Here is a 25267-nt window from a genome sequence, read left to right as displayed (position 1 = left end):
TCACTGGCGCGTGATGCGGTTTTGCGCGCCAGGCGCTACGCCGGCTGGATTGGCTGTCATGTAGGCTTCAAGGGCATCGGTATCCACTGCACCACCCAAACGGTTGGTGCCGCCGGTGATAGCTGTGAACGTGTCACCACCGTCCGCCAGGAAACTGTTCACGGTAACGCGGTAGCTGGTTGCGCCATCCACTGGCACACCATTGATCTTCACTGAACCGGGCACCACGTAGCTGTTGCCGCGCACCGAGGTTGTAAAGGTCACTCCTTCGGCAGCAGTCAGGTTGGCATTGAGTGGCAATGGAAAGTTGTGGGTGTAGGTAAAGCCGTTCGATACCTGCAACACACGTGGGAACGGCTGCGCAACACCCCATTGCTGTTCCAGCACAGCGTAAATCTGTGCACCGGTCAGCGTCAATGTCACCAGCGAATTGCCGAACGGCTGCACGGTAAACGCTTCGCCGTAAGTCACATTGCCATCCACCTTGCCAGCTGCCGTGAACGGCAGATCAGCGCGAATGCCACCCGGGTTCATGAAGGCTGCCAGAGCCGCCCCAGTACCCGCACTGCTGGTCGCAGCCAATTGGGCATCAGCGATCACGTCACCCAGTGCCGACTCACCGGCGTTGTTGGTGGTACGGGTAATGGTGGCGCTGATGGTTCCGACCAGGCGACTGGCGGGCACAGCGGAAAGGCTCACGTAATGGTTGACCACTTCCAGCAAGCTGGGGTCTTGAACAACCGTGCTCGTGCTGCTACCGACATTGACATTGCTGGCGGTCACAGCCACTGCATCCTTGGTGCGGGTGTCAATGGTGACATCAATATCAGTCAGAACGCGCGCGTACTGTCCAGCGGATGTCACGCGCACAAGCTTGCCTGCGGAGTTGTTGATCAGGCAGCTGTATGCTTGATGCGTATGGCCAGAGATCACCAGATCAATCGCGGGGTCGAGGCGGTTGACGATGTCAACAATGGCGCCCGAAATGCCGGTGCAATTGCCTGAAGTCACCGTAGGAAAACCACCTTCGTGAATCAGCACAACAATGGTTTCGATGCCTTGTGCCTTGATCTGCGGAACCAGTGCGTTGGCGGTATCAGCCTCATCCTGAAACTGCAGACCAGCCACACCCGATGGCGACACAATGGTTGGTGTGCTCTCCAGTGTCATGCCGACAAAAGCAATCTTGTTGCCCAGAAAGTTCTTCACGCCCACTCCGGGAAACAGCGTCGTGTTGGCGTCCGTATCCAGTACATTGGCGGCCAAAAACTTGAAGTCTGCACCGCGAAACTCGCCGGCCCGCAGGTCAGCAGGCAGGCCCTGGCCAGAAAAGGCGTCGGTGGGGTGGTTGCCGCCGTTTTGCATGCGCAGCAGTTCGGTTTTCCCCTCATCGAACTCGTGGTTTCCCACCGCATTGAAGTCAATGCCAATGCGGTTCATTGCCTCAATGGTTGGCTCGTCCTTGAACAGGGCAGACGTCAGCGGGCTGGCACCAATCATGTCGCCGGCAGAAACCACTGCATGCATGGGATTGCTTGCCTTCAGATCCTTGATCTTTGTCGCAAAGCGTGCAACTCCGGGGTTGCTGGATGAACCTTCGCCCGACTTGATGTACCCGTGAAAATCGTTGAAGCCAATCAGCTTGACCTTCAGCGTCGTTCCCACGCCGGATTGCGAAGCGGCCACCATTAGTTTGCTGCGCTCCAATGAGGTTATTTTGCGTTGCTTCAGCAAATCAAAGCTGACCTGCGAGGCATGCGCCAGAAAAGCCTGCTGGCTGCCCCATGGCTGCTCATCACTGATCAAATCGTCAATGGTGCAAGCACCGCTGACAGCGCGGTTCGTCACGCCTGAATCGTAAGTGCCAAACATCACGGTCGGTGATGTATCCGGTGTCAGGCAATCGGCTTGCGCAACAACCGGCATAAAGGCTGCGGCCAGCAAGGCAGCAAGAAGAGTCTGTTTGTTCATGGTTTTGGTTCCAGAAAGGTAATTTGAAAGAAACTGCGTTCAAGCCTGGCGGCGGCGGCGTACCAGACCGATGAGGCCCAGGCCTGCCATCAACATGGCGTAGGTCTCTGGCTCAGGAATGGCCGCTACCGCAGAGGCCGTCACCATGTCGAAGCGCCAGGTGCCGGTGGTTCCATAGGTTCCGGTTGGGCTGGAGGCCGCATACAGGCTGGTGCCTGGTGCAAACGATGCCAGCACGCGGAAGGTCAGGTTGGCATTGTTGTTGGCACCGGTGACCGTGGTCAGGTCCAGTGTGCGACCTTTGAACCAGGTATCGCCAGCGTTACCGGAAAACTGCGCCCCAGTTACGAAGTTGACGCCATCCAGGCTGTACTGCACGGTCTCATTCATTGCCGAAGTGTTGCTGTGGCGCAGATCGTAGGAGAAGACCACATCCTGGTAACCCACGGTGCTCATCTTGAACTGGGCCCCGCGTGTCAGGTCGCCCGTGCTTTGCGCCGCAAAGGTGCTCAGGTTCCAGCCGCTATCGTCACCTGTAGCGGGATCGCTTGAGCCGGTGCCCGCGTCACCGCTGGCAAAGGTGGAGGTCATGCCACCCAACAGGCTGGCGACAACGCTTCCCGTGCTGGCGGAAGTGGTACCCGTGCCAGTGTTCGCGTCAGCAATCGGGCTATTGAAGTTCCACTGTGTCACCGTGACAGGCAGGGCTGCGTTTGCGTAGCCAGCGGCCAGAAGGGCTGCGGCAATGAGGGTTTGTTTGAACATTGAAATTTCCTTAAGTGGGTGAGGTTCTTGTTACTGGGCCGCTGCCACGCCGACGCCGGATGCCTGTGCGGCCACCATCAGCATGCTGCGCTCGGCAGAGGTAATCTTTTTCTGCTTGAGCAGGTCAAAGCTGACTTTTGACACATGCGCCAGGAAGGCGGATTGGCTGCTCCAGGCCTGTTCGTCAAAAATCAGGTCATCAATCGTGCAGCCCTTATCGATCACGCGGTTGACAACGCCACTGTTGGTGTTGCCCAGCATCACAACGGGTGACAGATCGGGGTGGGTGCAGGTACCCACCGGCACCAGGTTCAGTCCGACGATGACCGGGTCGTGATCCGAATTGCGGAACACATCGGGTGCGTACAGGCTGTTGATCTGCGCAGCGCTTTTGTAGTTGGTGTTGTAGTCCAGTGCGTTGGGTTCGTCCGCATTCACATGCCAGTCAGCAACGCCCGACACCTGCGCCGCCAAAGAAGCCGTTGCCAGCGCATGGTCCAGGTAGCCCCATTGCCCATCAAAGGCATAGCTGTAGGCAGAAGCACCGTTGTGCGCGTCAATCAGGTTCACCCAGCCGTTATTGGTAAATGCGGCAATCGGGTCTTCCTTGGCATTGGCATTCAGGTCGCCAATCACCAGCACATCGGGGTCTCCGGTGCCGGTCGGGTTGCCCGCCAGCCAAGCGCGCAGCTGGTTGGCAGCCTGAACGCGCACAGCATTGCAGTTGCCTTGTCCATCTCCGGCGTCCGGCGTGTCACAGGCACTGCCCTTGCTCTTGAAATGGTTCACCACGGCAATGAAGCGCTCACCCGCACCAGCACCACCCACTTGCTGGAATGCCTGAGCCAAAGCCGGGCGATTACGGGGAGCACTGTCTCCGCCATTCTGGAAAGCCGTCGTGTTCAGCGCACCGGTGCTCCCCACCGGTGTGACCTTGGTGGGGCGGTAGATAAAGCCCACCTTGATGGCATCGGTGCCCATCGCGTTGGTCTGGGCCGTGCGTGCATCCACATCCAGGTAAACGTAGCTGTTGGGCACGGTTGCCGTGTTCAGCGCATCCACCAGGTTGCGTATGGCGCTGTTGCTGCCATAGCCGTCATTTTCAATTTCAACCAGACCCACCACATCCGCGTCCATGGCGGCCAGGGCGGCGACCGTTTTAGCCTGTTGGCGCACGAATTCAGTGCTGTTATCGGCACCGCGGCAGTCCATTGCAGCGCCAGATATGCCGCCAGTGCAGCCGGTGAATGAATTGAAGTAATTCAGCACATTCATGCCCGCCACCCGCAATGTTCCCCCCACGTTGGGCGCCGTATCGGGCCGGGGGTTTGTAGCATTGAAGTAGGGCACGCTGGCACCCAGGGCGTTCTCGGTGCGCACGCGCCAGGCATTGCCACTGGCGACATTTCCGCTCCAGGTGTAGGTCATCACGCCGACGATGGCGGTAGCCGAATCACCACCGCGCAGCGTGTTGCTGGCAGACAGGGGCTGCCCATTGCGGCCAAACGCAATCACGCCAGGGTTGTCGGCGTTTGTCGCGTCATCCAGAATGATTTGAGACAGGTCGTTTTGTGCCTGCACTGCAGCTGCGGCTGCACCGGGCAGCGCCACATTGGTGGGCTGCGCCAGGCGGCCGTTCACCGCGAGTGTTACCTGGCCAAAGCGGCCCAGCTGGTAGTGCTCGGTCACATACAGGGTTTGCGGCAGGCGCACCAGCATGCCCTCGTAGCGCTCAAAGTCATCAGCTGAAGCCATGGGCAGCATCACATCGGTGGGTGCCACGCTGCCGGTACCGCACTGCTGTATGCCGGTGCTGCTCACTTGTGTCTGGTTCTGGTATTCGCTCACGCTGCCGGTGACCCGCACCACCTGGCCGAGCTGCACGTTGTTGCTGCCGCCCGTGTAAACAAACACGGCGTCGGAGGTTGCGGCGTCGTTGTCACCCACCAGATCCTGCATATAGAACCCGCGCAGCGCAGGGGAGGGGCCTTCATAGTTACCCACCACCACACCTTGGGTGGTGACCGTCGTTCCAACCAGTGGGCTGGCATTCGTGCGGCCTTGAATGGTGTAGGCCGCCGTGTAGGGTGCGTCGCAAGCCGAGGCAGCTGCCGCTACCGAGAAGCTGGCGGTGAAGTTAGCCGCCATGGGGTTGTGGTTGGTACCCTGGTCCGAAACACCCGTGGCCTGAACGGCCACAGTGCAGGTCTCGCCGGCCGCAAAGTCGGCGTCAGGGTTCAGCGTGAAGCTGGATGCACCACCACTCACCAGTGCCGTCTTCACGCCGCTGGCGGAGCAGCTCAAGGTGTACCAAGCGCCACTGACGTTCACCGGCTCGGAAAAGTTCACTGTCACATTGGCATTCACCGCCACATTGCTGGCAGCGTTGGCAGGCAACGTGCTCAGAACGGTGGGGGCAGCATCCGTGCCACCACCGGTGGAGCCGGCGTAGGTGCCCAGGTCCGTGAAGTCGTTGTTGGCAAAACCGTCCCACTCAATCGACGGGTCGAAATCATCGTTGGGGTTGGTGTCGCCTGTGGTCACCGACGATTTGCGGCGCAGTGTGTTGTCGGCCGTGCTGATCAGGCCGGTGCCCCACTCAGTGGCTGGGTTTCCGCCGATCTTGCCCAGAGAATCAATAACCGTAGTGCCTTTCAACAGCACAACCGAGTCATTGCCGTTGTACCAGCTGCCGGCCACGGCCTGTTGGGTCTTGGCCAGAATCAACGGGTCGGAGCTGGAATTGGCCAGCACAAAAGTGGCGCCGGGTTGCACAACGCCTGTCAAATTGATGGTGGTGCCTGCCGTCAGCGTTGCGTTGAAATACATCTTCACCGAGTAGCCGCCGGCCGCCAGGTCAATGGCTGAGCCGGTGCCGTTGTAAATCTCTACAGCCTTGTTGTTGCTGCTGCCTTCGATGTATTCCGAGATGTAGAGGTCGGTCGCGGCATAGGCGGCTGAGCCTGCCACACAGGATAGTCCTGCAATCAGGCTCAACACGAGCCTGGACAAGCGAGGTGCTTTGAAAATAGCAGTTTTCAACTTCATGTTGCGAATCTCCCTGATCGATATACGGTAGGGAAATGGCTCCCGCCCTGCATCAAATCGTAGAGAGGCTTCGTTACAGGAAATCGATCATGAAGTTTTGTAAAGTAGTCCGAATGGACGTCTATGCGGGTGTGCCGGCTTCAGGTTAGTGATCGCACCCTTGTCGCGAGTTTGCACGTCATTTCATATGAAAAATAGGCCTGTAGCCCCCGTAGATACTGCGCAAGCAGCTATAAAAGTTATAGCATTTCGGAGTTGGGCATTGGGCACTCAGACAACTACGGGGGCTTTCGCCGACTGACTCTTGGCTCCCTCGGGGTTAGCAAAGCGCATTCCACTACGGAAGAAAATCCCCATTGGTTTTTCTACCCAGAGATGAATCAGCATGGCAGCCGCAATGCAGCAAGCGAGTGTCAGGACATAGGCCATTGCCGCCCCTGCAAAACCCAGACTCCGGAATTGCATCAGTACGAAAATTTTCAGCATCAAGCTAATGATGGGAACATGTATCAGATAGAGCGCGAAGGATGCCTCTCCCAAACGTTGGGCAATCCGGTTGCCCCCAAGCACACGCCCAGCATTCTCCATGCTTACAAGTCCAAAAACCATCATGCTGCTGGCCAAGCCAAACAGAAGCGTTTTCCAGTTGGTCAGCTGGTCAATATGCAAAATCTTGTCGGCTGAAACCAGAACGAAAAAAGCCACACCTGCCAGCAAGTAGAAGAGTGGTTTCTTGACCTCGCGATGTTTCGCAAGCACGGCCACGGCCATCCCCATGGCAAACAGAGGTAGGTAGTCGCTCGATAGAAAACTTAGCGGAAATGCACCGCACGATGCACTGATCAGGCAGCCCAGGTACAGGGCGCTCACGCAAATTGCACCCACTACTGCTGCCCACCGCGACAAAATAAGCAGGGCAAAGAAGGTGTAAAAAAACATCTCGTATTGAAGCGTCCAGGCAACAAAAAGTACGGGCGCGCCCGTGCCACCTACTTCCAGCGGATTCTGCGGAACCAGGGCGAGGGACTTCAGAAGCACCCATGAATCGTGCGGCACCGAATCGCGAAGACTTGGTGCGGCTATAGCTGCTAGGTAGACAGAAAAAAACACAATCCAGTAGATCGGAAATATTCGTGCGAAGCGCTTTTTTAGAAAACTTCCCAGCCGAGTAGGTGTACCGATGTCGGTGCTGTGGGCAGTAAAAATGATGAACCCACTCAATACGAAGAAAAACTCCACACCGGCGTCGCCCGCTGCAAATAGGGTGTCGAATATCGGGGTGTCGAAATACTTTGGCAGAGCAATGATGCCCCCCAAGTGAAAGAGGACCACCAACATGGCAGCTACAGCTCGGCTCGCTTGAACTGATCTATACATGGATGTCTGGTAATTACCGTGGACCGATCGCATCAGTAACCGCCGAAGTGAGTATCCGCGCCATCACTGCATTTCCTTCTGCCGTGGGATGGGTTCCTTCCCGGTACAAGCTTTCGTTCCACTCGGGTCTTTTGGCGATATCCACAACAGACAAACCATACAGGGTTGCAATTCTTTCCAACTCTTTCCGTTCCGGCAAATATTCAACACCGCTTTTAAAGGCAATGAATTCTGATTTTCCAGGATAAAGAAACAGGATGCCTGGTTGCTTCTTTCCACTGGCGGCTGCAAGCTTTTGAATTGCAGATTCAAACTTAGCAAGATTGGCTTTATCAAGCCCCCCTGTCGGTGGAAGCTGACTCATATTAAACTCAATAAACTTGGGTAGTACGTAGCGGCGCAAGACGTACCAAGTTGCCCAGGTCGGCTTTTCCTGCGGGAAAACATATTCGCCACGGGAGGGGCTGAGTTTGCTGAGGCCGCCGCTCATGTACTCCCAGATGAAGAAATTGCTTGCGTTCACAACATCCAGGTTCTTTTCAAGATAGACAGTCTCGTTCACATTTGTCCATCCGCTGGCTGCAATGGGCCACACGGAATAGTCTTCGCCAAGTCCACGCACAATAAGTGGCCCCAGCTTGTCCTGCTGCGTGTAGGGGTTGCCACCCATCACAATACTATTGCCAATCAACAAGATATTGGGTCGCTTGGCGGGATTCCAGTTGTCTACTGTTCCCATGCTGCGGTCATTGAAGACCCAGGAATTTCTATTTAGAAAAGTGCCTGATTGCGATGGCTTGGGTATGTAAGCAATATCGCTATTCACCGCATAAATTGGAAAATCAGTTAAGCCAATCAGTCGAATTCCGGCCTCACTGAAGACAATCAAGAAAGCAATACTTAGTAGAACTTTACGGATTGATTTTGAGGTTGTCATGCACTTTCCTTTTTCCACTTCTCATGCAGCTTTCACTGCACTATCTTTTATATGGAAAGATCTTAATGAGTGCAGATGACCAATTTATGAAACATGAAGCGGCGTCAGTCAGAGTGGTGCAGCAATCACCACGTTGCCATCAAGCACAGTGCCTTTTGCGCCGTCCCGTACGATGACGCCTACCTCACAGCTGATGCATTTGTTGTTCTGAAAAATCGTTCCTAGCAAGCGGGTCTGGGTCTTTGACAGGGCTTGGGTAGGGCCCTCTGCGTGCATCCGGTTGATAAAGCCCTCTGCGCCGCCTGATTCTTCTTGTGGCATGGTCAAGTTGGGACTATTGGCCTGGATTGTGTTGTTCCTGACTTCCACTCCTATGGTTCCTATTCCAAAATCTTGCTCATCCGTCCTCACAAACATTACGCTGATGTACGAGCGCCATTGCTTGGTCGTGTTGGTGATGCTGTTGTTGGCAATGCGCACGCCGACCATTGGAACGAATAGCCGCTTCTTGAGAATTTGGGCGGACCTCAAATAGATACCGCCGCCTTCATTGAATGTGTTGCCGACAATATCCAACTCGCGTATTGCGGTGTGATACAGCCATATACCGCGCGGGTTCTGGTTGAGCGTGTTGCCTTTAATGAGCGATTTTTCCAACCCCCAAACAAATGTGGCATACCGGCTGCTTGTGTCAGGGACCACATCCCACGGCTTGTCCACCGTTAAAGTGTCGTTTAAATAGGCCGTGACCCTGCGCGACTGGCCGGCGCCTTTTCCACCTACAACAGCTACGCCATAGTTCTCTGGAAACGCACCACCTTCAAAAGGTGCAACATCAATCTTATTGCCTGGATCAGAAAGTGTGGTGCTAGTGGCGCTAACGACTGTGCCCAGGTTCTCCGTGCGCCGCCCACCACCGCCTTCGGTCAGCATGGTCTCGCCATCGTTACGAAACTTGTTTGCAATGGGGCCACCCAGCACATTAAAGATGTTGCCCATTACCGCAATGCGATGCGCAAAATTCATCGTGAAGCTGTGATTGACGGCTTTGGATTCCTGGTTTTCTCTGGCGTCACGCGTGAAGTGGTTATTTGCCACATAGGCATCGTGCACCAGTGGAAAATCTGGCGACCCGTCGGCAAAGGTGGTGCGGTTGGCCACAAAAACCAGTCCACCGGTGCTTGTGAAGACGTAAGGCCCAAAACTATCCGGGCTTTTGAGTTGCAAAAAGTCGCAGCTTTGCACCACCATATTTTTGTTCCCAGTGAAAAATATCGGGATGCCACCGTTCAAGTCAAACTTCACGTTCTGAAAAAAGGCGCGGGAGCTTTGCTGTAGCAAAGGGCTTTGGGTGCGGCGGCCGCGTGTATTCACTAGCGTCAGCTCCCGTACTCCTACCAAATCCAGACCCCACCCCCACAGTGGATAGTCCGCTTCGTACTTGAGCACCGTGCGATCTTTGCCCGCACCCTGCAGCACCACTCGGGATTTCAGCTTGATACTGCCCGTCAAACGGCAAGTGCCTGGTGGCAACTGCAACACCCCGCCGCCGCCGGTAGCCACCAGGTCAACGGCCGCCTGAATGGCGGGGGTGTCGTCAACCAGCCCGTTGCACACCACCTTGCTGCCCAGTCTGGCGTCGCTGGCAGCCAGGACTACTTTGGCCGCAATGGCTGTAAAGCCGGCGCCCCAGCCCACGCCCAAAGCAAAGGGGTCGCCTCCACCGGCTGCCACGTCAATCTGTCTGTCCAGCAATGCCGGCCCAGTGCCGTTACCGTTATCAACGGTAATTGCGGCCTTGCCGCCCACCCGTGCGCCGCTTGGTGCGGTTGCCACCAGCATGTGTTCATCACTAGCCCTGGCATCAACCACAGCAGCCAAACCATCCACCGTCACTACGGGAGTGAAGCCCGGCAACTGCAGGTTTCGCCCAAACACCCGAAAGCGGCCGAGCGGAACAATTTGCAGCGCGTCCAGATGGTAGGCGCGGGCGCCGTTGAGCGGTACCGGGGTGCTGGTCGCTCCACCATTGCTGATTTGTACCGTCAAGGCACCAGCGGCCGTTGAGGGAATTTTGAAAGACACCCAGCCGGTGCCAAAGGAATTCACCACTTCCAGTTGGCTTTGGCTGGTGCTGCCGCCGCCATTGCCCATGAGTGTGACCGTCGGCGTGTCCCCGAAATTCTCGCCCTGCAAACCCACTACGTCACCGGGGCGTGCGCTCAAGGGGGCGTTGAAAACAATCGGTTTCAAGGGTTCGGAAAACGCCGATAACGTGGTTCCACAAACCAAAATGCAAACAACGTACTTCACTACCGCCAGAGACTTTGCAAACATGGTGTGTTCCTCAATGCGACGCAATCGCTACATACATCCTTCGGCCGAAAAGCTGCCAATTCAGGTCGTTGGTGAATTTCATTCTGGCGGCGGTTGCCATCTCAACGTAGCGGTCTGGGCTTTCGACTATTTCCACAATGTCGTCCGCTATTGATTTGGCGGAGACAAATAGCTCGAAAAGCAAGCCCGTCTTTTGGTGTTCCACCACGCCCGGAATTCCATGGCTGGTGAGTGAAATACAGGGCAACCCATAAGACTGCGCCTCGGCAAATACCAGGCCAAAGCACTCTGCGTGGGAGGGAACCAAAAAGAAATCCGCCTGCGCAAACGCATTCGCCATCTTGATGCAGTCTTCCGGGTTACTGGGCGAAAGATAGCCATGCACTTGAACGTGATTCACGCTGTCAGGCGGTATCACAGGCTGGCAGCCAATAATATGCAATGTGACGTGAAGGCCACGCGCATTCAGCTCCTTAACAATGGCCAGGGCCAGCGGCCCCCCTTTGCGAATCCAGTCTTTGCCAATAAACAAAAAATTGAGTTGCTCCAGTTTTCTTTGCTTGATCCTGCGGACGATCTGCTCGTCAGAGCCCTGGAAATGGCTGTTCGCACCAAAAGGAATTCGCTTTATTTGTTGTGCCGGTATGCCGAATCTGGCTTCCGCCTCTTTGCAGGCCCACGGCGTTGGATACATCACCCCTGAAATTTTTTTAGCTGCTTTGGCCTCTCGCCGTGCGTACTGCGTTGTGAGCAGCGGCAGCTCTTCAAAGTCCCTATAGGCTTCTTTGTACGCAATCCATGGCGCATCTGAAATCATGAAGACAGGCATGTCATACGCCTTTGCATAAATCAAATGCTGGCTTGACATGCTCAATATGGCATCTGGCCGTGCCTGCTGAACCGCCTCATCCAAGCGTTTGCCGTAGGCTCTCAACGCCGTCGATGTCATCCAGAGCGGATATCGTTTTCTTCCAAGAATGAGCCGCAAAACTGAATCAAACCAGTTTCTCTTGGGTACTGGAGATGAAACCACTGTCACCTGATCAAAATTCTTCTCAAGTGCTTTCAGCATGTTGAAGGGCGTGCCGCTCCATGCCTTGGGGTCGTGGGGGTTTTCAACTGTGGCGAGTAAAAGGTGGCGCATTTTCTTCCCGCTCATTGTTAGGCGCTCAACATGCCTTGCATGCGGCTCAAAATGGCGTCTCTGGCAAAGTTTTCTTCCGCATAAATGCGGGCCCGTGTACCCAGCCGCAGCCGTGAATCCACGTCGTTGACCATCTGTACGATAGCTAACGCCAGTGCTGCGCCATCTCCTGGTGCTACCACCAACCCGCAGTTCTGAACGACCACTGCTATCTCAGTGCCCACCCGGCACGTTGCAATCACCGGCTTGCCGCTGGCCAGCATGCCCGTCAGCTTGGACGGCAACACCAAGTCCTCTGCATCTGCGCTCTGGGTTAGCAAATGGACATCTGCCAAACCCAGCAACTCACTTAGCCTGGTAAAGGGTTGCAATGGCAGTAGCTTCAAGTTCGGCAGGTCTTTTGCTGCGGCCTCCAGCTCGGGCTTCATCACGCCGTCGCCACACACCACAAACACAATGTTTGGGCTGTGCAACAGGCGTCTGGCCGCGTCGGGTATGACCATTAACCCTTGCTTGCTACCCAATGAGCCCGAGAACAGCATCACTACCGCGTCAGGTGCAATTCCCAGCTCTTCACGGTAGTTGCTTGGCTTGGCCAGCGGACGCACATGGCCCACATCCACCCAGTTGGGGAAGAAGCGTGCTTTGTCAGGTTCGACACCCTTTTTTACCAGTCGCTCCATCATCTTCCAGGAGATTGAAGAGGCCACATCGAAACGCTGCAGCAACCATCGCTCTGAAGCCAACACCAGTCGCTGCAGCGCCTTGCCTTTTAGCAGCCCCATCTGGAAAGCCACATCAACCTCAAAATCCTGAATGTGCAACCACGCCTTGGCGCCGCTCAGCCTTGCCGTAAGCCAGCCAACCGGGGCACACACAAAGGCGGGCGCCACCGTCATCACCACATCCGGGCGCCAAAACACCTGCAGAAGCATCACCGGCAAGGAAGACAGGGCAAACGTCAGCAGGTGCAACACACGCAACATGCCACCCGGATTGCGCGGCACCCACAAGGGCGCACGCCACACATCCACCCCTTGCCACTGCTCGCGCCGGTAGGGCGGCCACGCATAACCAGTGCCTAACTGCCAGGCCGGGTAGTAGGGTGGCGCTGCCACCACGCGCACCTGGTGTCCCCGGGCTGCAAGCCAGGCCGCCATCTCGCCGGAGTATTTGCCAATACCGGTGGGCTCAGGCGCGAAGTTGGCACTGTAGAGGAGGATTTTCATGTGCGGACTCCCACAGGCCGATTTGCACGTGCTACAAAAAAGATAGCTGCTTGCGCATATTCCACGGGGGCTAGAGTCATATTTTGCCTATAGGACGGGCCTGCGCCGCCTCAAGCTCACGCACCTTGAGCACGATCATGTATTCATAGATCGACCGAAGCACCACAAAGGTCAGACCCGCCCGGCCATCCAGAAACCCACGCTTGGCGACATACAACAGAAAAAACATGACCAGCGGCCTGAACGGCAGGCGGTAGTAAAGCTCTTTCTGGTGAAAGCGCCGGTCGTTGGCGTCTTTTGAAAACAATGCTTTCTTCAGACTGAATGGTGACCCCGCTTTGCGATTCGCAACAATTTGCCCCGCTTCAGACGTGCTGTAGCTGTTGTGTTTGCTGAACCAGTGCGTCATACCTTTGCTAAACGGGTAGTGATCGAAATGCTGGTCGGTTTCCCCAATTGGCCCGTCCACAATGGTTACCGGGTTGGTAAGCCGCTCATAGCGAATATGCGTGGGCTTGAAAAACCGGATGTTGAAGGGGGAAGGCGTCACATGTTTGAGCCATTTCCCCATCAAATAGTCGCGCCGCTGGACCCGCAGCGCCACATGGTCCCCCGGATTCTTGGCGAAGGCCTGCAACGCTTTTGCCAGCTCCGGGGTAACGCGCTCGTCAGCGTCGGAGTAGTAAACCCACCCATGCTTGAATGGAATGTTGGTCAATCCCCAATTTTGATGACTTGACCAGTTGTCAAAATCTCTTCGCGTGATGGTGGCGCCAAACGCTTCGGCGATTTTGACGGTGTCGTCGGTACTCATCGAGTCAAAAACATGAATGTCATCGCACCACCCCAAAGACGCCAGGCAACCTGGCAAGTCTTGCTGTTCGTTCTTTGTCAGGATCAAAACCGAGATGCCGTTCATGGGGTGGTGCTCCGTTTTCTCATGCGCTTCAACACGGCGGGGTTACCTGCCCATACGGTCCAGGGCTCTGCAATGGTCTTAACCACGACCGCACGTGCCCCCAATACGCAGCCTTCAGCAATGGTCACGCCGAGTCCAACAAATACGTCAGCGCATACCCAGACATTTCTTTCGAGGTTGATTGGCTTGGCGATTAGCTGAAAGTTGGGCGAATCAATGTTGTGCGAGCCTCCACAAAGATGTGCCCCTTGCGACACGACGCAGTTGTCGCCAATAGTGATGGGTGCCATGTTGTAAAGAGACACGCCACTGGCGATGCCGACTCGATTGCCAATCGTCAATTGCCATGGCGCCCAAATCTTGACACTGGCATGCACATTGACATGCTCACCGAGTCGTGCACCAAAGGCCCTTAACAAGAGCCTGCGCCATGCATGCAAAGGGCGTGGACTGGGTCGAAATAGCAGCAGCCATGCCACTCCCCATATCGCTCGTGCGATTCGATTTCCCAGTGAGAAGGACGGCTGGGTGTAAGGGTCGTTGCCTTGAATGATCATGACTTACTTTTTTTGATGCGATGGCATCATTTAGGGCAGAAAAATAATATCGCCGCCAGCAGTATTGAAGTCGAAATCAATAAGTCTGTAGTCTGGTGAATTAAAAAAGAATAGGTATGGAGTATTTTCAATTATTCTTTTTACTTTATATGTTTTTGGAAACATTGCCAGCAATTCATCTAAACTGGAAAAACTTTCTTTCGTCGTATTGCTAAACTCCATCACTACAGTCGGCTCATATTTCTTCAAAATATTTTTCAAGCCCAGTAGCACACTTTTTTCATATCCTTCAACATCAATTTTTATCAAATCTATTTTGGCTAACAGTAAATTTGAAATATATTCGCCAGCATCAACTATCTTGAGTACGCCATATTCTTGGTTGGAGGATGAATGAGTGCTGACAAATGAACCGGTCCCGGTATTGGCTCCCTGAGGAGCGTAGAACGGTAATTCCTCATTTTTTTCTCCTAGGCCGACGGGATAAAGAGTAATATTTTTTACCTCATTTTTTGAAATTTTTTGCTTCAACTTGTCACTTACCTTCGCATATGGTTCAAACGAATGAACCTGTGCACAATAATTTGACATAAATAATGAGTGATGCCCGATGTTTGCGCCAATATCGATGAATACCGATTGGGCTTTTTTATTTACAATATCTCGGTATAAATAAATTGTTTGTTTTTCATAAGCTCCAAAAAAGTAAACCATCCAATCTATGTAACAATTTAAATTTCCATTGTATTTGCAATTAAAAAAGTCTATTTCAAATTCAAAAGATGTTATTAAATCAGGACTATAAAATAATCTAATCAATCGTTCTCGTATGCCGAAACGAATCCAATTCTGTCTGCCAATAAATTGTAATAATGACTTCATTAGTTTCACCTTAAGTTATGACTGACAAAAAAATAATGTAGTCAATTGAATGCACCATTTTTAAAAAGCTATACCCGATATTTTCATCTGACCGTAAAAACCTGGTTCTTCAAATACAGGCCATCGTCAACGTTCATGCGTCACCCTTGAGTGCCTTCGTAACTGTCGTTAGAAGACTCTGCGCCATTGCCTCAACAGTGAAGCGATGAGCAAAGGTCAATCGGGCCTGCTGCGCCATGGCTTGGCGCTCCTGGGCACTCAGTGCTAACCAGCGCTGCAGGGTCTTGACCGTGGCTTCGACCGTATCGGTGTTCACTATCCCCGCCCCGTCCGCTTCAATCTCTCGCCAGATATTCACTTTGTCGGATATCAACACGGGCAACCCGCATCCCAGCGCCTCGGCCACCACAATGCCAAAGTTTTCCTGGTGCGAAGACAACACAAAGGCTTCGCTGGCGTAAAACGCGCCCCACTTCATGTCGCCTTGCAGCATGCCGGGCCAGGTAATGCGGTCGGCTACGCCCAGGGCTTGCGCCTGCGCCTGCAGTTTGGCCATCCATCCGGTCTGGTCGGGCCCGGCCATCATCAGGTGCAAATTGGGGTCTTGCCCCGCCACTTTGGCAAAGGCTTCTATCAGCAGGTCGCAGCCTTTTTTCTCTTGAATGCGGCTTAAAAAAAGAAGCACCCGTTTGCCACGCAAGTCAGGGTAGGCTGCGTAAAACACGTCTTGCAATCGCGCCGCGTCGCCAGGCGGAGTTTTGGTGCCATAGGTAATGACGGCTTCGCGCGCTTGATAAAGCCAAAAAGACTTGCGGGCCAGCAAGCGCTCTTCCTCACAGGTAAACAGCACAGCCTTTGCATCACGCAACAAACGGTATTCAGCCCACGGCCAATACAGCCATTTCTTTATATGTTTGAGTGGGTACGTGTGTTTAAACCAGGGGTCTAGCATGCCGTGCGTGAACACAAAATAGGGCACCTTCATACGATGCAGTGCGCGCCAGGTTCCAAAGCCATGGTATTGCCAAAGACCATTCACGATGACAACGTCATATTCGCCCGCATGGGTCTCAAGCCAGGGGGTCAGCCGGGGGTTGTAAAGGTAGCGGCCTGCGGTAGGGCCGATTGCGTGAATCGTGTGCGGGAAGCTCGCCACAAACGGCGCTATCGGGTCATCCAGCGATAGCACTTCCACTGTATGCCCCATGCTTTTGAGCTGATGCCCATATTGTTTGACGCCTTCAATAGGACCGCCCCCATGCGGGTCAACCGATGGAAGAATGTGCAATATTTTCATGTGATGTTCTGGCGGTGAGGCGCCCAATTAGCCAGCACCTGCTGGTAAATGTGTAGGTAAGAAGTGATGGAACCGTCTGCATTGAACTGCGCCGCATGGTTTTGCCCTTGCTCTACCAGTTGCTGGCGTTGTGCTGCGGAGAGGTTGAGCAGGTTTTTAAGCGTGCCTGCACCGGCTGCGGCCCAGGCATGCACATCGTCTTCTTTGTGCAAACGTGGCAAGTAGTGGGTGGCCGAGCCACCAATCTCGTTCATGGGGGCGGCATCGGTGGTAATAACCGGGCAGCCGCAGGCCTGCGCCTCGATGATGGGCCAGCCAAACCCTTCCGCCAGACTGGGCACCATAAAAACGCGCGCGACCGAATAGGCCGCAACCAGCGCATGGTTATCAAGGCCCTGAAAAAACAAGACCTGCGCTTGCGCAGGCAGATCATTCAGAATCTGCTGCACCGCAGGGCTTGGGTTGGGGCTGATGCACCACAGCGGCAATGGGTTGGGCTCACCCTTGGCATATTGGGCGTATAGCCGAATTACCCCCGACAAATTTTTGTACCACTGGCCACCGCTCACATGCAGCAGCATGCCGGCCGCGCTGGCTGGCAGGCCTGCGCGGGTTAGCACCTGCGCGGCTTCGTCTGGCGGCATGGGTGCAAAGGGGTAGTTAAGACCGTTGTAAACCACCTCGGACGTTACCGGCTTTACCCGCCCGAAGTGGTGCAGGTCATCGCGCGTTTTTTTAGAGATGGATATGAAATGCCGCGCTTGTTGAAACCCATGGCGAATGTAGCGCTGGTAAATGCGCCCTGTGCGAGATGTAGGGTTTTCAGGCACATCGCCCAGGGCGGATCTCAGGGCCAGCAGGTCGTGCACATGCACCACATGCGGCCGGTCTTTAACCAGTGGCACCCAGGGCCCCAGGGCCTGATCACAAAACACATACAGCGTGTCACCGGGCTGCTGCTTTAACTGCTTGCGCACCCACAGGGGGAACAAAATGTACTGGTCAACATAACCCGCCCACTTGGTTAGGCGGCCCCTTGGCACCCAGTTGTAAACCCTGGCTTGTGGAGACCACACTTGCACGCGGTGCCCACGGGCCAGGTAAGCCTCTTGCAGCATGCGCGCGAAACGCGGCATGCTTTGTGATGACATAAACGCCGGGTGTGAAAAAAGAACAATGTTCATGGTGGTTCAAACAGCCAGTCTTGCGGGGGATTGCGACATACCCGCAAGGCTGCCTAGCAAGCGCGCGCACACGCGCGCAATATGAAAGATCAACAAAAACAGCAAGATGTTTTGCGGCAAGCCGCGCACCACTGCCATAAAAAGGTATTGAAGCGATTCAGCCGATATGCCGTACTGAAACAGCTTCCAGATGCTCAGCATGCCCAGTGTGGAAACCAGCACATCGCCCTTGGCAGATCGATAAGACAAGAGGTCATGGGCCAGATACAGAATGGGGCAAACCAGCAAATAGATCAGCGGGAAAAAGTAGCCGAATATGGAGATACCCTGTGCAAAACCAGAGCCCGTTTTGAAGCCACCCAGATCACCCCCACCACCCAGGTGGCTGATGTAGTCACCCATCGAGAACCTTAAGTTCTTCTTGTCGACATCAATCGCCAGTGATTTGAGAACAGGGTCTGGCAAGGTGGCCCAGAAAAAGTCGCCGGTAATGTCCAGCATTCTTTCTTCGTCTTTGGCGCTCAGGCGCGACGCAAAATACAGCGCATTGTCATGAAACTTGGTCTCAACCAGCCGCGCCATCAGTGGGCTTGCAAAGTAGGTTTCGTCGTAGCTGGTTTGGATGCTGGTGAATTTGTCTTTGTCACGCTGGGCTTTGAGCAATTGCGGTTGCTGAAAGTAGTAGAGCGTTTCTTCAACCATCTTGACCGGGGAAACATTTCCACGCGACTTTCTGGCAATCACCATGGCCGTAACCAGGTCGGTAACAGGTATGGCCATGGCACCCATCACCACAAGCAGCGCGATTATTTTTGCAAGTTGCGAAGCCTTCACCGGCCGGGCGCTGCGCATGGTGCTTAGCAAGGCAAAAAGTGCAATGGTCATCGCGCCTGAGAGCATGAGCCCACGGGCGTTGGCGGCCATGCCCAGCAAGGTAATGGCGCCCATATACACCGCCAGAAAAATATAATTCTTCTTTACGTTGCAATAGCTGGCACCTTGCTGCAGCACAAACATGGGTATCAAGAAGGGGGCCCAGGCAACAAAAGTCATGCCCTGAAATACTTTGCTGACAACGCTTTCGCCACCGCCAGCAAGCAAGAAACTGAACAGCCCCATGACGCCCATGATCCACAAAGTACCCACTGTGGGAGTGGTGTACAGCCCCAGCTTCTCTAGCGCAGCGCGTATGACAGACGGTTGCTTTGGTGCTGCAGAATTGGAAAAGAGCCGATACACGCCGTGCGCGATCAAGGCAATGATCTGGAACAAGGCCAGGGTGCCAAAGGTCTCCACGGGTTGTCGCAAATTCAGGGTCAAAGAGGTCCAACTGGCCGACTGCACCAGTAAGGCACCCAACTGGGTGGAAAAGCAAAACCCAAAAATGGCGAAGGTGGACAGGGGGTGCGTCTGAATGGCGCTGGTCCACTGGATGTAAAGCAAAACTGACAGCGCCGAAGCCAGCACAATGCAGGCCGCCGCGATGTTGACCGAAGAAAAATCTATTCCAAACTGGGCAGCAAACGCAGCCAGCGACAGCGCCATTAAGAGTGATGAAATGAAACGCGCATTGCTCATGGCTTCAACATTTCTGGCGTTGAAGGCCGCGGCATACTCGTAGGGCTACCCAGGAAGCTCGCACTGACCCGGGCAAGATGAAAAATGAATAAAAACAAGACGATGTTTTGCGGCAGGCCGCGCGTTACACCCATAAACAAGGCTTGCAGGGACTCGGCTGAAATGCCGTACTGAAACAGCTTCCAGATACCCAGCATGCCCAAGGCTGAAACCACAACGTTTCCCTTGGATGAGCGGTAAGACAAGACGTCTTGGGCCAGAAAAAGCAGAGGGCAAACCAGCAAGTAGATCAGCGGAAAGAAGAAGCCAAATATGGAAATACCCTGTGCAAAACCAGAGCCTGCCTTGAAGCCGCCCAGACCACCTGCACCACCCAGATGGCTGATGTAGTCTCCCATTGAAAACTGCAGGTTCTTCTTGTCCACATCGACTTCCAATGCTTTCAGGACCGGCTCAGGCAAGGTGGACCAAAAGAAATCACCGGTAATGTCCAGCATCTTCTCCTCGTCTTTGGCGTTCAGGCGAGACGCAAAATACAGCGCGTTGTCGTGAAACTTGGTCTCAATGAGCCGCGCAACCAGGGGGTTTGCAAAGTAGGTTTCGTCGTAGCGGCTTTGTACGCCGGTGAACTTGTCTTTTTCGCGCCGGGCAGCAAGCTGTTGCGGTTGCTGAAAATAGTAAAGTGTTTGCGCAACCATCTCGGCACCAGAGGCATACCCACGCGACTGCCTGGCAAGCACCATGGCCGTTACCAGGTCGGTAACCGGAATGGACAAGGCACCCAGTACAACGGCTGCTATGCCAATTCTTGCTGCATGGGAAGCCGTAACCTGTCGTGCGCTGCGCATGGCGCTGAGAAATACCATCGCTGCAATGGTCATCACTCCCCAGAGCATCAGCCCGCGGGCATTGGCGGCCATGCCCACAATGGTGAGAAGGGCCGCATATAAACCGAGAAAGATAAGGTTCTTCTTGGCACTGCAATAACCAGTGCCTAGTTGAAGCACATAAATGGGAATCAAAAACGGTGCCCAGGCTAAAAAGGTCGTGGCCTGAAATACCCTGCTGGCAACGCTTTCACCGCCGGACCCGAAGACAAATGTAATAAAGCCAAACAGGCCCATGATCCACAGCGTGCCTGCTGTGGGTGTGGTGTAAAGCCCCAGTTTTTCCAGCATGCGGCGGATCAACGACGACCGCGCCGCGCTTGCTGAGTTGGAAAAGAGGCGATACATGCCATGGGCCGCCAGGGCGATGAGCTGGAACAAGGCCAGGACACCGAAGGTTGCGATGGGCTGGCGCAGATTTAGGCTCAAAGAAGTCCAGGTAGCTGACTGCACCAGAAGGGCGCCGAGTTGGGTAGATAGGCTGAACCCAAAAATGGCAAAGGTAGACAAAGGATGCGTCTGAATGGCATTGGTCCAATGGAGGTACAACAGAACAGCCAGCGATGAGGCCAACACAATGCAGGCGGCCGCGATGTTGACCGACGAAAAATCAATACCAAGCTGCGCAAAAAACGCTGTGAATGACAACGCCAGCAAGAGCATGAAAATGAAGCGCGCGTAGCTCATTGCCTCAGCATTTCGGAGTAGATGGTCATGGCCTTCTGGCCGTAGTCGCTCCACCCACCCAAGCTCTGTACGCGCTCCAGGGCACGCTGCCCCATGATTGCTCTCAGGTCTGGCTGGTCAGCCAGTTGCTGCATGCGTGTAGTCAACTTATCGACATCGCGAATGGGTACGATGAATCCTTCTTGCCCGTCGGTAAACAAGTCCTCGCTGCCTGTGTTGACGCTGGCAATGACCGGACATCCGCAGGCCATTGCCTGCGCTTGAACCATAGCCAGACCTTCTTCAATACTGGGCAGAACCATAACGTGGCTGCGGCTTATGAGTTCCTTCAACTCGGCTTGGGGCATATGGCCCAGCACCCGGGTGTCCGATGGCCAGAGTCCACGAGAAGTAAGTAAGGCAATCAACTCCGCCGAGGGAGCACCCACAAAGGTGAGTGATTTCCCTGGATGGTTTACGTTTTTGTAAGCCTGCACCAGGTACTGCACGCCCTTGCGCAAGTTCATACCGCCGATAAACAAAACATCGAAGCGTCCGGCCGCCGGTTCAGCCACAGGTTGAAAGCGCGACAGATTCACGCCATAAGGCAGCAGGCGCATCTTCTCAAAAGGTACCCCCTGTTTGAGAAAAGATCGCAGTACAAAGCCCGAGGGAACGGTGATGCAGTCTGCCTCGTTGTATTCGGCTTCTTCACGGTCGATGGTACGGGGGTCTATTCCCGAGAACGGAATACCCCACATTGCGTGTTCCTCGTGCAACAGCTGGTTTTGCACTCGAATGTGCGAAGAGCCACGGTCGCAGACGTAGTGTGCGCCGCGTTGGTGGGCCTTCTTGCCTGCAGCCAGGGTAGAGCCGGAAAGCCCCACATACAAATCACACTCCGGCAGATTGCGCGCCACCGAGGCCCCGAAAGTAAGGGCGTTGACATGTTCCCATTGCTGGGTGATGGCCCGTGGCAAGCTTTGCTTCCAAGGGAAGGCCATGTAAGCCCCATGCACCCAGGGGAAGGTATGGATCAATTCCTTGGGCAACCCTTCGCTGCGCAGTTTGAAGTAGGGGTAGCCGGTAGATATGCCTGCCAGAACGCCACGCGAATGAAGCTCGCGTGCCAGGTCAAAGGTATGAAATTTACCGACTGCGGAAAGCGCGATTTTCATTGCAGAGCAGTCTTTGGGTGGAGGTTGCCGGTGTGGTTTACCGTCTTGGCGCTGTACGCAAGCCAGGAGCAGGTGAGGGCGATAAATAGCTCGCTCAGCAGCATGGCTGTGCCAACGCCGTTCAATTGAAGTGCGCCGCCCAGCAGCCATGCCAGACCGACAGAAAGCATGCCGGCAAAGATGGACCAATAGGCCAGGCCAGTGTGTTGGTTGGTCGCCATCAGCAAAACACGGGGAACATGCCAAATGCCACCCACTGCGGCGTACAGCAACATCAGCAACATGAGCGAGGGGACAAATTCAATAGCGCCGTGCGTCCAGAGACGCAGCATCCAGGGCGACAGAAAATACAGCACCACGCTCAGTAGAAGTGATTGCGCCGCGCCCAGTGCTGCACTGCGCAAGAAAAGATGGTTGACGGTGGCCATTGCGCCCTGTCCGAAAAGCCGGGAAAACTCAGGCCACAGGGAGTGGCTGAAAATTGCGGTGACTTGAACCGCCACGCGGGCGATGGTGCGGTAAGTATTGAACAGTGCAACCGCAACTGGCCCGAAAAGCGCGCCCACCAAAAGTGTCACGCCCTGAAAGCTCAAGGCATTTGCCAGTGGAAAGGCCATGAACGAGAGGGCAGGCTTGAACATGGACTGAATTTCAGCCCGGTCTGCGCTCTGAATGCCCCAGCTCAGTCCCTGCCGCCCACTTCTTGCCAACACCATACAGGCCACGGTTCCCGCCAGACGAACGGCCAGCCCGGTGAGTGCCACGGCAGCGAAGCTGCCAACTGCGACGAGTCCAAGCATGAATCCCATCCACTCGCCCCAGCGCACCAAAGTTGCGGCCATTGTGCCGGTGGCGTAACGTTTGGTGGACTTGAAGGCCGCCTCGGATAGTCCACCAAAAAGCGACACCAGTACGCCGATGGAAAGAGCTGCCAGCGCAATACGCTGGTCCATGGTCGCCACAGCGGGTAGGGGTGCGGCCAGCATAAGGGGGACCACCAGCAAGGCAAGGGCGCTGCAAACGATCACCATGAACATTTGGGCACTCTGGAAAATGCGGTTGGCCTCCAGGGAGTCGCCTTTTCCCATAGCCATGGTCATCTTGTTGCCAGCGGCAGTGACCATGCCAACATCAGCCATGGAAAGGTAGGAGGGAATGGCCGAGAGCATCAGCCAGGTGCCATAGGTTGCAGTGTCCCAGTAGTGCAGAAACAGGGGAAGCGAGGCAAGCTGAATGCCAATGGTGACTGCCATGCCAAATGAGTTGGCACCCATACCGGCAATGATTCGACGAATCATGCAGGAAGACCCGCAGTGGCAAGGATGGAGGCAACGATCATTTCGTTATAGTGCCCATTCTTTTTGACACGCTGATGACCAGCATGGGCAATGGCCTGGCGGCGGCTGTCATCTGCCAGCGCGAAGTTGCATGCAGCGGCGCATTCTTCAGCGTCTTTCCAGAACAGCGCTTCATGGCCTTCGGCGTACATGGCCGTGTGCTCGGTTGTGCGCTCTGCGCACATCAAACTGGCCAACGCAGGTATTTCAAGCGAGCGCGTGGTGTGCAGGTCGCGGTTTTCTTTTGACAGCAACCCCAGGTTGACCTTGGCGCACTGAATGGCTTTGGCGTAATCGTCTCCACCGATGGCGCCACCGCCCCAGTAACTCTTGAGTTGAGACCACTCGGGGGCTTTGTGCCAGTTAGACCCACGGATGGTGAGGGGCACACCGCGCCGAATCAATTCCAGCATGAAGGGCCCACGCTCGGGAAACCAGGTGCCCAAGAAGAGCACATCGCAATCCCAAGTTTGGTGATCATGCGCAGAGAGTGGGCGAGGCGCGTGCGAAAGCTCGTCGGCGCTGCGGTAAACGCGGATGACCTTCCTTGCCCCCAGCGCGTGCGCCTCTGCTACGTTTTCTTGCCGCACAACGGCATTGAGGTCGTAATGCGGCAAGCTCTGCCGAAACGCCTTGAAGCGGGCGCCGTCGCGGGGGCCAAGAGGGTCGTCGATGTTGTAGTTGACTATTTTCTTAGCATGCTGGCGCACGAGCGAGATCACCTTGGGCGTCACCCACTCGCCACCATCCACGTAGCACACATCAAATTGCCGACCCGCAAGCTTGCTGGATAACGCACCCATGAGCCAAGGGCTCAACAGGTTGCCGCCCAGGCGCCAGGTTATGCGGTCGACCCATGGGGTTTTGGGCAGCAGCTGACGCAAATCCATGTGCTCAACCCGATGGCCCAGGCGCCGGAGCGCATTGGCGCGATCCAGGCAAGTGCCACTGATGGGGCCGAAATACAGTATGGAGAGGGCGCTAGTCATGGGTGTTGAACGGAGCGCACGCGTAGGCTTTTCTGATGCCTTCGACCAGCTCTGTACGAGCCTTCCAGCCTTGTGAATGCAGAAGGCTGACGTCCATCAGCTTGCGGGGTGTACCGTCATGCTTTGTGGGATCAAAAACGATTTGCCCTTGGTAACCCACAACCTGCATGACCGTTTCGGCCAGTTCTTTGATGGTGACGTCCTGGCCAACGCCGATGTTGATCAATGGGGGCTCGAAACGCCCGGTCAACGATTCATCGCTGCCCAAGAGTTTGGCGTATGGCTCATCAGCCAGATTCATCAGGTAGACGCAGGCGTCGGCCATATCTTCGCTGTACATGAATTCACGTTTGGGGGTGCCTGATCCCCACACCACCACCTTGGCAGCATTGGCAACTTGGGCTTCGTGAAACTTGCGAATCAGTGCCGGTATGACGTGGCTGTTTTCTGGGTGGTAATTGTCACCGGGGCCATACAGGTTGGTAGGCATGGCAGCCAGATATTGGGTGCCATATTGGCGGTTGTAGCTCCAGCACATTTCTACACCAGCGATCTTGGCAAGAGCATAGGGGCGGTTGGTGGGCTCCAGCGGGCCGGTCAGCAAATACTCTTCCTTCATAGGCTGGGGTGCCAGCTTGGGGTAGATGCAACTGGAGCCTAAAAACATCAGCCGCTTGACCTGGTTTAAATAGGCCGCGTGGATGATGTTGGTTTGAATCAGCAGGTTGTCGCGAATGAATTCGGCGGGGTACGTGTTATTGGCCAGAATGCCGCCGACTTTGGCTGCAGCCAAAAATACGTAGTCGGGCTTTTCTGCTGCAAAAAAAGTATCGGTTGCGGTTTGGCTGGTCAGGTCCAGTGCGGAGTGGCTGCGCAGTAGCAGGTTGTCGTAGCCTGCTGCTTGCAGGTTGCGAACAATAGCCGAGCCCACCAGACCACCATGGCCGGCTACATAGATTTTTGCGTTTCTGTTCATGGCTGCTTT

Annotated in this window: 19 protein-coding genes; all 19 read right to left on the bottom strand. The window is 55.0% G+C overall.

Going from position 1 to position 25267, the window contains the following annotated elements:
• Complete coding sequence (locus AC097W_RS10240; protein WP_479602405.1) at positions 1-1971, bottom strand: bifunctional metallophosphatase/5'-nucleotidase; 1971 nt, start codon at positions 1969-1971, stop codon at positions 1-3.
• 39 nt (positions 1972-2010) lie between these two features.
• Entirely contained in the window at positions 2011-2736 is a 726-nt protein-coding gene (locus AC097W_RS10235) for a PEP-CTERM sorting domain-containing protein (protein ID WP_479602404.1), read from the bottom strand.
• Positions 2737-2766: 30 nt separating this feature from the next.
• Positions 2767-5784 (bottom strand): ExeM/NucH family extracellular endonuclease, encoded by a 3018-nt coding sequence (locus AC097W_RS10230; protein WP_479602402.1) that lies wholly within the window; start codon positions 5782-5784, stop codon positions 2767-2769.
• A gap of 270 nt (positions 5785-6054) precedes the next feature.
• Entirely contained in the window at positions 6055-7161 is a 1107-nt protein-coding gene (locus tag AC097W_RS10225; RefSeq protein ID WP_479602401.1) for an acyltransferase family protein, read from the bottom strand.
• A gap of 13 nt (positions 7162-7174) precedes the next feature.
• Positions 7175-8098: a hypothetical protein gene (locus AC097W_RS10220; RefSeq protein WP_479602400.1), complete on the bottom strand. Its 924-nt coding sequence runs from the start codon at positions 8096-8098 to the stop codon at positions 7175-7177.
• A 108-nt stretch (positions 8099-8206) separates the two neighbouring features.
• Positions 8207-10435 carry a glycosyl hydrolase family 28-related protein gene (locus AC097W_RS10215; RefSeq protein ID WP_479602398.1) on the bottom strand — a complete coding sequence of 743 codons (2229 nt, stop codon included), beginning with the start codon at positions 10433-10435 and terminating at the stop codon, positions 8207-8209.
• Between the two features lie 10 nt (positions 10436-10445).
• Positions 10446-11594 carry a glycosyltransferase family 4 protein gene (locus AC097W_RS10210; protein WP_479602397.1) on the bottom strand — a complete coding sequence of 383 codons (1149 nt, stop codon included), beginning with the start codon at positions 11592-11594 and terminating at the stop codon, positions 10446-10448.
• Between the two features lie 2 nt (positions 11595-11596).
• A complete protein-coding gene (locus tag AC097W_RS10205) occupies positions 11597-12808 on the bottom strand; it encodes a WcaI family glycosyltransferase (RefSeq protein ID WP_479602396.1) in 1212 nt (403 codons plus the stop codon).
• Between the two features lie 76 nt (positions 12809-12884).
• Positions 12885-13727, bottom strand: coding sequence for a glycosyltransferase family 2 protein (locus AC097W_RS10200; protein WP_479602395.1), 843 nt, complete (start codon positions 13725-13727; stop codon positions 12885-12887).
• Entirely contained in the window at positions 13724-14284 is a 561-nt protein-coding gene (locus AC097W_RS10195) for an LbetaH domain-containing protein (protein WP_479602394.1), read from the bottom strand. Before AC097W_RS10195 ends, AC097W_RS10200 begins: the two co-directional genes overlap by 4 nt.
• 30 nt (positions 14285-14314) lie before the next feature.
• On the bottom strand, positions 14315-15166 hold the full coding sequence (locus tag AC097W_RS10190; RefSeq protein WP_479602393.1) for an FkbM family methyltransferase: 852 nt from the start codon (positions 15164-15166) through the stop codon (positions 14315-14317).
• Between the two features lie 133 nt (positions 15167-15299).
• Positions 15300-16463 (bottom strand): glycosyltransferase, encoded by a 1164-nt coding sequence (locus AC097W_RS10185; protein WP_479602391.1) that lies wholly within the window; start codon positions 16461-16463, stop codon positions 15300-15302.
• Positions 16460-17647 (bottom strand): glycosyltransferase, encoded by a 1188-nt coding sequence (locus AC097W_RS10180; protein ID WP_479602389.1) that lies wholly within the window; start codon positions 17645-17647, stop codon positions 16460-16462. Before AC097W_RS10180 ends, AC097W_RS10185 begins: the two co-directional genes overlap by 4 nt.
• Before the next feature lie 6 nt (positions 17648-17653).
• Positions 17654-19225 carry a hypothetical protein gene (locus tag AC097W_RS10175; protein WP_479602388.1) on the bottom strand — a complete coding sequence of 524 codons (1572 nt, stop codon included), beginning with the start codon at positions 19223-19225 and terminating at the stop codon, positions 17654-17656.
• On the bottom strand, positions 19222-20799 hold the full coding sequence (locus tag AC097W_RS10170; protein WP_479602387.1) for a hypothetical protein: 1578 nt from the start codon (positions 20797-20799) through the stop codon (positions 19222-19224). The genes AC097W_RS10175 and AC097W_RS10170 overlap by 4 nt, the downstream gene beginning before the upstream one ends.
• On the bottom strand, positions 20796-21956 hold the full coding sequence (locus AC097W_RS10165; RefSeq protein ID WP_479602386.1) for a glycosyltransferase family 4 protein: 1161 nt from the start codon (positions 21954-21956) through the stop codon (positions 20796-20798). Before AC097W_RS10165 ends, AC097W_RS10170 begins: the two co-directional genes overlap by 4 nt.
• Positions 21953-23254 carry a lipopolysaccharide biosynthesis protein gene (locus AC097W_RS10160; protein WP_479602385.1) on the bottom strand — a complete coding sequence of 434 codons (1302 nt, stop codon included), beginning with the start codon at positions 23252-23254 and terminating at the stop codon, positions 21953-21955. The genes AC097W_RS10165 and AC097W_RS10160 overlap by 4 nt, the downstream gene beginning before the upstream one ends.
• Positions 23251-24282 carry a CgeB family protein gene (locus AC097W_RS10155; RefSeq protein ID WP_479602384.1) on the bottom strand — a complete coding sequence of 344 codons (1032 nt, stop codon included), beginning with the start codon at positions 24280-24282 and terminating at the stop codon, positions 23251-23253. The genes AC097W_RS10160 and AC097W_RS10155 overlap by 4 nt, the downstream gene beginning before the upstream one ends.
• Positions 24275-25258: a GDP-L-fucose synthase family protein gene (locus tag AC097W_RS10150; protein WP_479602383.1), complete on the bottom strand. Its 984-nt coding sequence runs from the start codon at positions 25256-25258 to the stop codon at positions 24275-24277. The genes AC097W_RS10155 and AC097W_RS10150 overlap by 8 nt, the downstream gene beginning before the upstream one ends.
• Positions 25259-25267 lie beyond the last annotated feature (9 nt).

Source organism: Rhodoferax sp. GT1R46 (genome assembly GCF_056521285.1).
Note: the sequence above shows the minus strand (reverse complement) of the source record. Positions and strands in the feature narration are given on the sequence as shown.

What these genes read in the sequence shown, in the direction of transcription:
- AC097W_RS10240 (WP_479602405.1), bottom strand. Translation starts at nt 1,971, where the DNA reads ATGAACAAACAGACTCTTCTTGCTGCCTTGCTGGCCGCAGCCTTTATG.
- AC097W_RS10235 (WP_479602404.1), bottom strand. Translation starts at nt 2,736, where the DNA reads ATGTTCAAACAAACCCTCATTGCCGCAGCCCTTCTGGCCGCTGGCTAC.
- AC097W_RS10230 (WP_479602402.1), bottom strand. Translation starts at nt 5,784, where the DNA reads ATGAAGTTGAAAACTGCTATTTTCAAAGCACCTCGCTTGTCCAGGCTC.
- AC097W_RS10225 (WP_479602401.1), bottom strand. Translation starts at nt 7,161, where the DNA reads ATGTATAGATCAGTTCAAGCGAGCCGAGCTGTAGCTGCCATGTTGGTG.
- AC097W_RS10220 (WP_479602400.1), bottom strand. Translation starts at nt 8,098, where the DNA reads ATGACAACCTCAAAATCAATCCGTAAAGTTCTACTAAGTATTGCTTTC.
- AC097W_RS10215 (WP_479602398.1), bottom strand. Translation starts at nt 10,435, where the DNA reads ATGTTTGCAAAGTCTCTGGCGGTAGTGAAGTACGTTGTTTGCATTTTG.
- AC097W_RS10210 (WP_479602397.1), bottom strand. Translation starts at nt 11,594, where the DNA reads ATGAGCGGGAAGAAAATGCGCCACCTTTTACTCGCCACAGTTGAAAAC.
- AC097W_RS10205 (WP_479602396.1), bottom strand. Translation starts at nt 12,808, where the DNA reads ATGAAAATCCTCCTCTACAGTGCCAACTTCGCGCCTGAGCCCACCGGT.
- AC097W_RS10200 (WP_479602395.1), bottom strand. Translation starts at nt 13,727, where the DNA reads ATGAACGGCATCTCGGTTTTGATCCTGACAAAGAACGAACAGCAAGAC.
- AC097W_RS10195 (WP_479602394.1), bottom strand. Translation starts at nt 14,284, where the DNA reads ATGATCATTCAAGGCAACGACCCTTACACCCAGCCGTCCTTCTCACTG.
- AC097W_RS10190 (WP_479602393.1), bottom strand. Translation starts at nt 15,166, where the DNA reads ATGAAGTCATTATTACAATTTATTGGCAGACAGAATTGGATTCGTTTC.
- AC097W_RS10185 (WP_479602391.1), bottom strand. Translation starts at nt 16,463, where the DNA reads ATGAAAATATTGCACATTCTTCCATCGGTTGACCCGCATGGGGGCGGT.
- AC097W_RS10180 (WP_479602389.1), bottom strand. Translation starts at nt 17,647, where the DNA reads ATGAACATTGTTCTTTTTTCACACCCGGCGTTTATGTCATCACAAAGC.
- AC097W_RS10175 (WP_479602388.1), bottom strand. Translation starts at nt 19,225, where the DNA reads ATGAGCAATGCGCGTTTCATTTCATCACTCTTAATGGCGCTGTCGCTG.
- AC097W_RS10170 (WP_479602387.1), bottom strand. Translation starts at nt 20,799, where the DNA reads ATGAGCTACGCGCGCTTCATTTTCATGCTCTTGCTGGCGTTGTCATTC.
- AC097W_RS10165 (WP_479602386.1), bottom strand. Translation starts at nt 21,956, where the DNA reads ATGAAAATCGCGCTTTCCGCAGTCGGTAAATTTCATACCTTTGACCTG.
- AC097W_RS10160 (WP_479602385.1), bottom strand. Translation starts at nt 23,254, where the DNA reads ATGATTCGTCGAATCATTGCCGGTATGGGTGCCAACTCATTTGGCATG.
- AC097W_RS10155 (WP_479602384.1), bottom strand. Translation starts at nt 24,282, where the DNA reads ATGACTAGCGCCCTCTCCATACTGTATTTCGGCCCCATCAGTGGCACT.
- AC097W_RS10150 (WP_479602383.1), bottom strand. Translation starts at nt 25,258, where the DNA reads ATGAACAGAAACGCAAAAATCTATGTAGCCGGCCATGGTGGTCTGGTG.